This window comes from Fulvivirga lutimaris, from assembly GCF_009711525.1.
Lineage (GTDB): Bacteria > Bacteroidota > Bacteroidia > Cytophagales > Cyclobacteriaceae > Fulvivirga > Fulvivirga lutimaris.
The window spans coordinates 1-10,353 of record NZ_SMLV01000282.1; the positions used below are offsets into that span (position 1 = coordinate 1).

General features: G+C 40.3%; 6 protein-coding genes. All 6 read right to left on the bottom strand.

Annotation, left to right across the window (positions count from 1 at the left end; all coding sequences use genetic code 11):
* Positions 1–13: 13 nt before the first annotated feature.
* On the bottom strand, positions 14–1,951 hold the full coding sequence (gene dnaK, locus E1140_RS04685) for a molecular chaperone DnaK (protein WP_155179557.1): 1,938 nt from the start codon (positions 1,949–1,951) through the stop codon (positions 14–16).
* Positions 1,952–2,147: 196 nt separating this feature from the next.
* Complete coding sequence (locus tag E1140_RS04690; RefSeq protein WP_155179559.1) at positions 2,148–4,211, bottom strand: beta-N-acetylhexosaminidase; 2,064 nt, start codon at positions 4,209–4,211, stop codon at positions 2,148–2,150.
* Positions 4,212–4,280: 69 nt separating this feature from the next.
* Complete coding sequence (nagB, locus tag E1140_RS04695; RefSeq protein WP_155179562.1) at positions 4,281–6,224, bottom strand: glucosamine-6-phosphate deaminase; 1,944 nt, start codon at positions 6,222–6,224, stop codon at positions 4,281–4,283.
* 21 nt (positions 6,225–6,245) lie between these two features.
* Positions 6,246–7,226, bottom strand: coding sequence for an ROK family protein (locus E1140_RS04700; protein ID WP_155179564.1), 981 nt, complete (start codon positions 7,224–7,226; stop codon positions 6,246–6,248).
* A complete protein-coding gene (locus E1140_RS04705) occupies positions 7,223–8,524 on the bottom strand; it encodes a sugar MFS transporter (RefSeq protein WP_343034142.1) in 1,302 nt (433 codons plus the stop codon). Before E1140_RS04705 ends, E1140_RS04700 begins: the two co-directional genes overlap by 4 nt.
* Before the next feature lie 210 nt (positions 8,525–8,734).
* A partial coding sequence (locus E1140_RS04710) for a SusD/RagB family nutrient-binding outer membrane lipoprotein (protein ID WP_155179566.1) occupies positions 8,735–10,353 on the bottom strand: 1,619 nt, incomplete at its 5' end.

Genomic DNA, 10,353 nt, shown 5'->3' on the forward strand with positions numbered 1-10,353 from the left:
ATATAAAGTTGATTTATTTCTTAGAAGAATCATCAACCTCTTCAAATTCTACATCTGATACATCACTATCAGCAGCATCTTGAGCAGCTCCTTCAGCACCAGGTTGTCCACCTGCTGCACCTGCATCAGCACCTGGCTGTCCGCCTGTAGCTGCATACATTTCCTGAGATGCACCTTCCCACGCTTTATTCAAAGCTTCTAAAGCAGCATCTATTTTATCTACTTCCTGAGCTTGGTGAACCTTCTTAAGTTCTTCTAAAGCACCGTTGATTTTAGTCTTATTATCTTCTGATAATTTATCACCATATTCTTTCAACTGCTTCTCAGTTTGGAAGATTAAAGAGTCAGCCGCATTAAGTTTTTCAACTTTCTCCTTAGCCGCTTTATCAGATTCAGCATTAGCTTGCGCTTCCTGCTTCATTTTCTCGATTTCTTCATCTGTCAAGCCAGAAGAAGCCTCGATTCTGATCTTTTGCTCTTTACCAGTTCCTTTATCTTTAGCAGAAACGTTCATTATACCATTAGCATCAATATCGAAGGTTACTTCAATTTGAGGTACTCCTCTTGGAGATGGTGGTATTCCGTCAAGGTGGAATCTACCAATGGTTCTGTTGTCATTTGCCATTGGACGCTCACCTTGTAGAACATGAATTTCTACTGATGGCTGATTGTCAGCTGCCGTAGAGAATGTCTCTGACTTCTTAGATGGAATAGTAGTGTTAGACTCAATTAATTTTGTCATTACACCACCCATGGTTTCTATACCTAAGGAAAGAGGAGTAACATCTAATAACAATACATCCTTAACTTCTCCAGTTAACACGCCACCTTGTATTGCAGCACCAATAGCCACAACCTCATCAGGATTTACACCTTTCGAAGGCTTTCTGCCAAAGAACTTCTCTACCTCTTCCTGAATAATAGGAATTCTTGTAGAACCACCAACTAAAATTACTTCGTCAATATCTGATGGGCTAAGTCCAGCATCTTTCATTGCCTTTTTAACAGGCTCTAATGATCTTTTAATCAGGCTGTCAGCTAACTGCTCGAATTTAGATCTTGAAAGTTTTCTTACTAAGTGCTTAGGCACACCGTCTACTGGCATGATGTATGGCAAGTTGATTTCAGTCTCTGTTGAGCTTGATAATTCAATTTTAGCCTTTTCAGCAGCTTCTTTTAGCCTCTGAAGAGCCATAGGATCTTTTCTTAGATCTATGTTTTCGTCTTTCAAAAACTCTTCAGCTAACCAGTTGATGATTACCTGATCAAAGTCATCACCACCTAGGTGAACGTCACCGTTAGTAGATCTTACTTCAAAAACGCCATCTCCTAATTCTAGAACAGATATATCGAATGTACCACCACCAAGGTCATACACTGCAATTTTCATATCTGCATTTTTCTTATCAAGACCATAAGCTAAAGCCGCAGCTGTTGGCTCATTAATGATTCTTTTAACATCAAGTCCTGCAATCTGACCTGCCTCTTTAGTAGCATGACGCTCAGCATCATTAAAGTAAGCAGGTACCGTGATAACAGCCTCTTTCACCTCTGTACCAAGATAATCTTCAGCAGTAGACTTCATTTTTTGAAGTATCATAGCTGAAATTTCCTGAGGGGTGTAGTTTCTGTCACCTATTTTTACTCTTACAGTGTCATTATTTCCTTTTTCTAAAGAATATGATACTGTTTTTAACTCTTCACCTACTTCAGTGTATTTCTTACCCATAAATCTCTTTACAGAGCTTATTGTATTCGTTGGGTTAGTAATGGCTTGTCTTTTTGCCGGATCTCCTACTTTTCTCTCACCTTTTCCATCCTCAAGAAATGCAACGATAGAAGGAGTAGTCCTTCTTCCTTCGCTGTTAGGGATCACCACTGGCTCGTTACCTTCCATTACGGCAACACATGAGTTGGTTGTTCCTAAGTCTATTCCAATAATTTTTCCCATGATAGTTAGTACCTATTTATAATTGTTATTCTATTTTATACTTTTTCAGTACTTCTCATTTATCAATGGTTATGCCAATCCACTTTTGGTGACATTATGGCAGAAAATATGGTTTCAAGATTTATTGTTAAAACAAGATGGCTTAGAATTAGGCCAGTAATTACGGAAGCACTACATATTTAAATAGGAAATCTAATTACTGCTTCACCTGCACTTCTACTTGATTTACCAGCATTTTTATGCCGCTGATAACCTGTAATTCTGTGCGACCACCATTTTCCAGTGCAGCTTCAAGGCTTTTTTTACTGGTTTCGTACCATTTGGCAGGAAGAGCTATATCTTTTTCAATAAACGCTATGGCCTCTAGTCCTATAGTTGCTGTTATTGATAAATTTTCTGACAGCTCTTTAATTTCAAGAAGAACAGGAGACCGCTCAATTAATGATAAGACTTTAGTATGATTCTTTTTCCACAATGTTAGTTGTTCCGCCAATCCTTTTGCATCAAAGTTTCCGGCAAGGTAGAGATTAACATTATTATTGAATTCACGGGCAACCTTTGCATCAGCCGTTGCAGCATCAGCCCATAATGAAAAAGGTGAGTAAGTGGCATACATGGTACCCCCCGGGTTTCTTGTATAACCCTTCATTGGCTCTACCACTTCTACCAGTGTTCTGAGCGGTGTTATGTCATGACCTTTTGTCAATTTCCTTAAAATGACACTACGCGCAGTATAATGCTTAAGGCCAAGCTCCTCCAATTCAAGCCCTATTATTTCTAGTCTACGATACATATCGTCCACATCATTCACACTGCCTGGTGACCATAGACGTTCTGCAATAGCTGCCGCTCGTGGCCACAGTCTACTATCTATGGTTTCAGGAACAACCAACTCACTCCACATACACATCTCACCACCCAAGATGCGTTTCTTTTCTTCATCTGACAGCTCAGAACCCTCTGGGATAGGGTCAACCAAATAGTGGTCAGCTGTAGAATACATCAGGTCAAGGTAATAACCATTAGAGAGTATGGTTTCATATCCTGACTTGGCAGCTTCGTTTAATGACTTTCTGGCTGCTGTCCCTTCATTTTCTCCTCTCCAGGAGTGTATTACAGCTGATTTGGGCATTTTGGTAGTCATTATTTCTTCCCAGCCCATGGTACGTTTGCCCAGTTCAGCAAGTACCTTCTGAAGCCTAAGGTTGAAATAAGTATGAAGGTCATGATTGTCAGCAAGATTATGCTTCTTCTTAAATTCCTGTATGCTTTTGCTTTCAGTCCAGTGTTTACCCATGTTTTCATCTCCACCTATATGAAAAAAGTCATCGGTAAAAATAGTACTCATTTCTTCGAACAGGGCCTTTAGAAAAACATATACTTCATCTTTCGTAGGATCCAAAGTTGGATCAAAGATGCCCGCATAACGCTCAAGAGTATAAGTAGTGTCTTTACTACCTAGCTCGGGAAAGGCCACGAGCATAGCAGTTGCATGACCAGGAACATCAATTTCCGGCATTACCCGAATTCCACGTTGATCGGCATAAGAGATTATATCTCTGAGTTCCTGATGAGTATAGTAAAGACCATCTGAAGCTACTTCCGTTAATTTGGGAAACGTTTTTGATTGAAACCTGAAACCCTGATCGTCAGAAAGGTGCAGGTGTAATACATTAAGTTTAACAGCTGCCATGGCATCAAGGTTTCTATAAATCACATCCATAGGCATATAATGGCGAGATACGTCTAGCATTAAACCACGCCACGCAAATCTTGGATTGTCATTGATAATTAAGGATTTGAAGTAATAATTACCTTCTTCTACTTCAATTGACTGCAGAAGAGTTTCAAGACCTCTAATAGCCCCAAGGTCTGTCTTTGCTTTGAGATCAATTTTAGTTGGAGAAACAGTGATTGAATAGCTCTCATCTTCATGTAGCTTTATTTCACCTGGTTGACTCACAGAAATCACCAATTCGGCATTTTCGGTTTCCCCTGTTACTTTGTGCTGGATAAAAAACCTACCTGATTTTTGATCTAGTCTTCTTAAAAACCTAGAGGCCTCCTTGGTTAAACGCTCATCATATCTACCTTCCAGGGAGATACTGAAGTTTTTGTCTATCAATAATTTCCCATTACCTGCTTTGATATTTGCTGGCATTGGCATATGGTAATATTGAGTTTGTTGGGCATTTAATGTACTGCTGAGCAGTAGTATTCCGCAGAAAATGACTTTAATTAAGGTTGATTTGATATTCATGAATTAGAGGTCATTGAGCAGGCTTCACAATCGATGCCTGCCCAGGTTGTATTAATCTATTGTCCCACTTTAAAATTTGTATCGCTTGAATCCTTCAATGGCCTCGTATTCAGGAAGGCCAAGCAGGTCGTAAGTGTCTGCAGTGTCCTTATTACGATCTTCAGCACGTTGCCAAAACTCACGTTTGTCACTACCAGGAAATACAGCTGTATCTTTTTGTGATTGATGTTTGAAAATGGCCCTTCTTTTTTTCATTAGTTCATCAGGGCTGATAGGTACAGCCATTTCAATATCTTCAATAGACCATTCCTGCCACGCACCACGATATAGCCATACCCAGCAGTCTTTTATGAAATCATCATTCTTAATTTCTTCCAGAGCTTGGAATATAGCTGAAAGACAAACCCTGTGCGTGCCATGTGGGTCTGACAAATCACCGGCTGCATATATTTGGTGCGGTTTGATCTCTCTGATAAGATCAGCGGTTATTTTTATGTCTTCTGGTCCCAGAGGATTTTTCTTTACCTGACCTGTTTCATAGAAAGGCATATCCATAAAATGGACATTATCCATGGAAAGGCCAACGTAACGAGCGCCTGCTCTAGCTTCACTACGTCTAATCAACCTTTTTATTTTTTGTACTTCTGGAGAATCCTGTTCCCCGGGTTTCTTATTTTTTATTTGATCAAGTACGGTATTATAGATCGATCCTATTTTGGCATCGGTGTCAAGCTCCTTTTGTAATAGCTCGCCAAAGAAGTCAGCATATTGTACCACATCATCATCAAACACCGCTATATTTCCTGAAGTTTGATAAGCAACATGTACGTCATGTCCCTGATCTACCAACCTTATAAAAGTACCTCCCATGGAGATCACATCATCATCAGGATGAGGGCTGAAAATCAGCACTCTTTTCTTAGCAGGATTGGCACGCTCTGGTCTGTAGGTATCATCTACATTGGGTTTGCCACCCGGCCAGCCAGTAATTGTGTGCTGAAGGAGATTAAATATTTTAATATTGATATTGTAAGCCGGCCCATCATCCAAAATCAGGTCACTCATGCCATGATCAGCATATTCCCGATCTGTCAATTTGAGAATTGGTTTTTCTAATTTTTGCGCTAGCCAGATTACTGCTCGCTTTTCCATCTCTTCTGTCCACTCAACTGGGCCTAATAGCCACGGTGTTTTTTGCCTGGTAAGTTCTGTAGACGCAGCGGTGTCAAGTACAAAAGTAGTATTGGCGTGTGTTTGCAAAAAAGTAGCTGGCACCTGATCAGTCATTGCACCTTCAATGGCCTCTTTTGCAATGCTGGCCTTGCCTTCACCCCAGGCCATAATCACAATTCTGCGCGCTTTCATAATGGTGCCTATGCCCATTGTAATAGCTTTTCTTGGGACATGCTCTTCACCGAAAAAATCTCCAGCAGCATCTATACGAGTAATATTGTCTAAGTTGATCAATCGGGTTTTTGAATGGATTGGAGATCCAGGTTCATTAAAACCTACATGGCCAGTTCTACCAATACCTAATAATTGTAAGTCAAGCCCGCCATAAGAAGCAATTTTCTCTTCATAATTTTCACAAAACCCAGCTACCTCACTCTTTTCCAATGTTCCATTTGGAATGTTGATGTTTTCTGCAGGTATGTCTACATGGTCGAAGAGGTACTCGTGCATGAATTTCACATAACTCTGTAATTCATTAGGTTTCATTGGATAGTATTCATCCAAATTGAAGGTTACTACATTTTTGAAACTCAGATTTCCTTCCTTATGAAGCGTGATAAGCTCTTTATAAACTCCTACAGGAGAAGAACCGGTTGCTAAACCAAGCACACAAGTTTCTCCTTTTTCATTTTTTTGACGGATTAGCTCAGCAATTTCATTAGCAATTAAAGCGGAGGCTTCTTCAGGATGTTCAAAGATTTCAACATGGATTTTTTCTTTTTGTGTGAAAGAGGAAAACTCCCAGCTTTTTCTATCAAAGAAATCGGTCGTGTTTTTCATTATTGGTTCCATAATATTGTTTCAAATTACTGATGAATGAATTTTTTTAAATTGCCCCTCAGAATCCCATACTAAAGCAGCAGCCCCCAAAACACCGGCATGGTTGTCTTGTATTGAGCCCTGTAATATGGGTATATCATTAGGATATATTCCTAGTAGATTTTCTTTAAAGCTTTGTACTGTCGGCTCAAATAGGAAACTTCCTGCTTTAGATAAACCTCCTGCAAGAAAGATAGCTTCAGGATTGAAGTAAGCTGTTAGGTCTGCGAGTGCTTCCCCTAACACTTTCCCTGTTATTCTGAAAATTTCCAGTGCCATAGAATCCCCTGAAGCAGCAGCTTCCATTACCTGCATGGAGGTTAGTTCTTTGATTGGTTGATCCTTCAATCTGCTTGACTTAATAGGCTCACTATCCATTATTTCTTGAGCTGTCAGCACCAACCCACTAGCTGAAGTATAGCGCTCCAAGCACCCTTTTCGTCCACACTGGCAAGGCCTGCCATCCTTTTGAACTATTACATGTCCAAACTCTCCTGCCAGGCCATCTCTTCCATGTAATAGTGAGCCATTGCAGTAGATGCCTGCTCCAACTCCTGTGCCCAGTGTAACTACAACAAAATCGTCCATGTGACGAGCATCACCAAAAATCTTTTCGCCTATGGCAAAGAGATTGGCATCGTTTGTTAAATAAGTCGGTACATTGAATAAGTTAATCAGAAATTCTATAATTGGTAATTTATCCCAGGGTAGGTTTGAAGCATTTTCAATGACACCTGTGGTAACATTTGCCCCTGGACTTCCAATACCAATACCAGCTAATTCAATATTCTCAAGCTGATATGTAAGTGATTGAATATTGTGTTTTAGCTCCTTAAAGAGAGTGATGTGACTCGGACATTCTTTTACTGAAATATTATTTTCCTGCAACAGCTGACCTGCTCTGTTTATTAGACCAATTTTAATGTTAGTGCCTCCGATGTCAATACCAATTGCTACTTTCATACAGCCACTTGATTATTTTTAGGTTTAGAACCATTCAACCCATAGAAAATTAGGTAGCCATAACAGATCAGTGCAATACTGAAGGAAGCTTGAACAGACCAATAGTCTGCGAGAATACCCTGAATCAAGGGTATAATAGCACCACCGACAACACCCATTATCAGCAGCCCTGATCCTTGGCTGGTATATTCTCCCAGATCTTTAATGGCTAATGGGAAAATGCAAGGCCACATAATAGAGTTGAATAGTCCTACTGCTATTACGGTCCACATGGAAATGGCCCCTGTAGCAAAAATGGAGGTAAGTATTAATAGAAATGCCATAACACTGACAGCCGTGAGTGCTTTGGAAACTTTTACTCTACCTAAAAACAAAACTCCGATAAAACGGCCGACCATAGCTCCACCCCAGTAAAGGGATACATATTTGGCAGCCTGCTGTTCTGAAAGTCCTGCTATGTGCTCTAAAGAAAAATAGTTGATTAAGAAGCTGCCAATGGTTACTTCAGCACCTACGTAAAGGAAAATAGCAATTATGCCGAGCCTTAAATTCCTAAACTTCCATGCACCTTTCTTTTTCTTCTTTTCTGTCTCAATGGCCAGTTTTGGTAATTGAGAAAAATGAATGACTAGAGCCACCGTCAAAACAAAAACTGCAAGAAAAAGGTAGGGTGGTTGTACGGCTTCTGCACCCCGCTGAATGTCTCCATTGCTAAGAATAAAATGAGCGCCTATTAAAGGGCCTATTATTGTAGCTAATGAGTTGAATCCACCGGCAAGGTTAAGTCTGCTAGATGCCGTTTCTGGTGAACCTAAAGCTGAGATGTAGGGATTTACTGAAACTTGTAATAGTGTTATGCCAGAGGCCATGATGAACAGTGCCAAAAGGAATAATGGGTAAAATACCAATGAAGCAGCAGGGTAGAAAAGTAAGCAGCCGCCCATTACCACAAGCAGGCCTATCACTATTGAGTTTTTATATCCAAACCTGTTAATAACCTTTGAAGCCGGTAATGCCATTAAAAAATAGGCACTAAAAAAGGCAAATTGAATGAGCATTGCCTGGATGTAACTTAGGCTAAATACAGATTTAAGATGAGGGATGAGCACATCATTAAAAACAGTGATGATACCGAATATAAAGAATAAGGAGACCATCAAAGCGATTGGTCCAGAGTACCCTTTGGTTTCAGATAAAGGTGTTGTAAGTACAGTGCTTGTGGTTTGTTTTACTTCCATAGTTTCTTGTAGATAGTGAACAGATCCGCTGGTGATTTTACCATGTTGATCATTAGTCACATTTCATAACCTAATTAACATAGCTAGAAGGGTGGATTGAAATTTATTAGCCGTTTGGGGTGGTTCTATAGCTGAATGACATTTTCATCTCTACGAATTGCAGAAGTGTCATTTAGCTAGAAAAAAGGACTATTTATAGAGTTTGAAAGACAACAAAGGCTCCCGAAGGAGCCTTTGTGATATGAAACATTCAAACTACTTAAAAAAGGTCTATTGAGCCCACCAAAGTGCAACATCCTGCTTATCAGGACCCTGATCACTTACAGCATTTTGATAGTTGTTTGGATTCTCACTTTTAACAGTATTTCCGTACTGCATTCTCATAGGGTAGGCACCATTGATGTCACCCATGGCGTATATGTCAGCATCAGTAACACCGGCAGCCAAAGAAGCTGGATAGCCAGTTTTTCTAACTACAGCCCAGGCTTCAAAACCATCAGTATATGAAGCAAGCCATCTTTGGATAGCAATTTTTTCTAGTTGCTCTTCTTGAGTTCCTGTCAGCTGGGCCAAATCAGAATTGGTCAAATAGCTTGCTATTTCTCCATCATTTACCTCCCACATTTTCATTGCCTGAGAAATACCCATTTCAAATAGAGCTTGTGCATTGCCCGATCCAAGACCTTTTACTGCAGCTTCTGCCTGCAAGAAATAGGCTTCTGCGGATGTAAATACAATCTCTGACGATATATTATCGCCACCTTTTGCATTGATGATAGCATCAGCCGGCTCTGAGAAAAATTCATCGGCAACAAACGGATAAATGAATCCATTCAATCTCACTGGCTGACCAATAAAGTTACCTCCCTCTACGGTGACGGTAACTTCATCTCCATTATCTTCTACCACAGGGTTAGCTCCTGCATCCACAAGGGTTTGCACCATGAAATCTACACGTTTATCAAAGTTTTCGTTTCCTTCAGCATTATCGCTGGCGCTTGGCCTTGTCCAGGTAACGGTGCCGCCAAGTGCAGGTTTTGCATATTTGCTCAGCCTTGGGTCATTATAATTTCTAAGATAATCCAATAGCGGTTGGCTTACTTTCCAATTTGATCCGGCTCCAAAGTTATGCCAGACATCCCCATAAGCAGCACTGGCCCATTGGCTAATAACATTGTCTTTTTGCATTAATATATCACTTTCAAGAAGTGGTGCGTTTAGAGCTTCTGTAATTGCAGCTTGAGCAAAATTTTCTCCAGGTGCACCTAGAGCTCTCATCGCTATTCTCAGCTTTAGTGTGTTAGCCAATTGCTTCCACTTTTGAAGATCACCACCGCAGTAAATATCATTAACACCCAAATCTTCAATGCCAGTGCCTGTTGTAGTAGCATCTCCTATTGTGGCCATAGCCTCATTCAGTTCTGTAATGATACCTCTGTAAATAGTAACCTGATCATCAAAGACTGGGCTCAATACATTAGGGTCAAATGCTTGTGTATAAGGGATTTGACCAAAAGTGTCTGTATACATTTGAAAATATAACCCACTTATGATCTGCCCTACAGCATACATTTTGTCATTCTCAAAATCACCACCTACACCCGTTAGGTTACGAAAGTTATTGAGACCACCAAAGAACCCAGATAACCAGTCCCAGGCTGCATCAGTATAGGCAGGGTCATAGGTGTAGGCAAGACCATCGTTCCACCAGGATCCGTTAAACCCAAAAGTGAAATGACCAGCAAATCTGTCTGCATGAATCAGTTGGGCTCTCCAGTAAGGATAACGGTCAGGTCCATACAATTTAAATTGAACTCCCGTGAGGAAGTATTTTGCACTTGCTTCCTCAGTAGATATGTTAGTTGGGTCAGTGTTGATTTCTTCAAAAT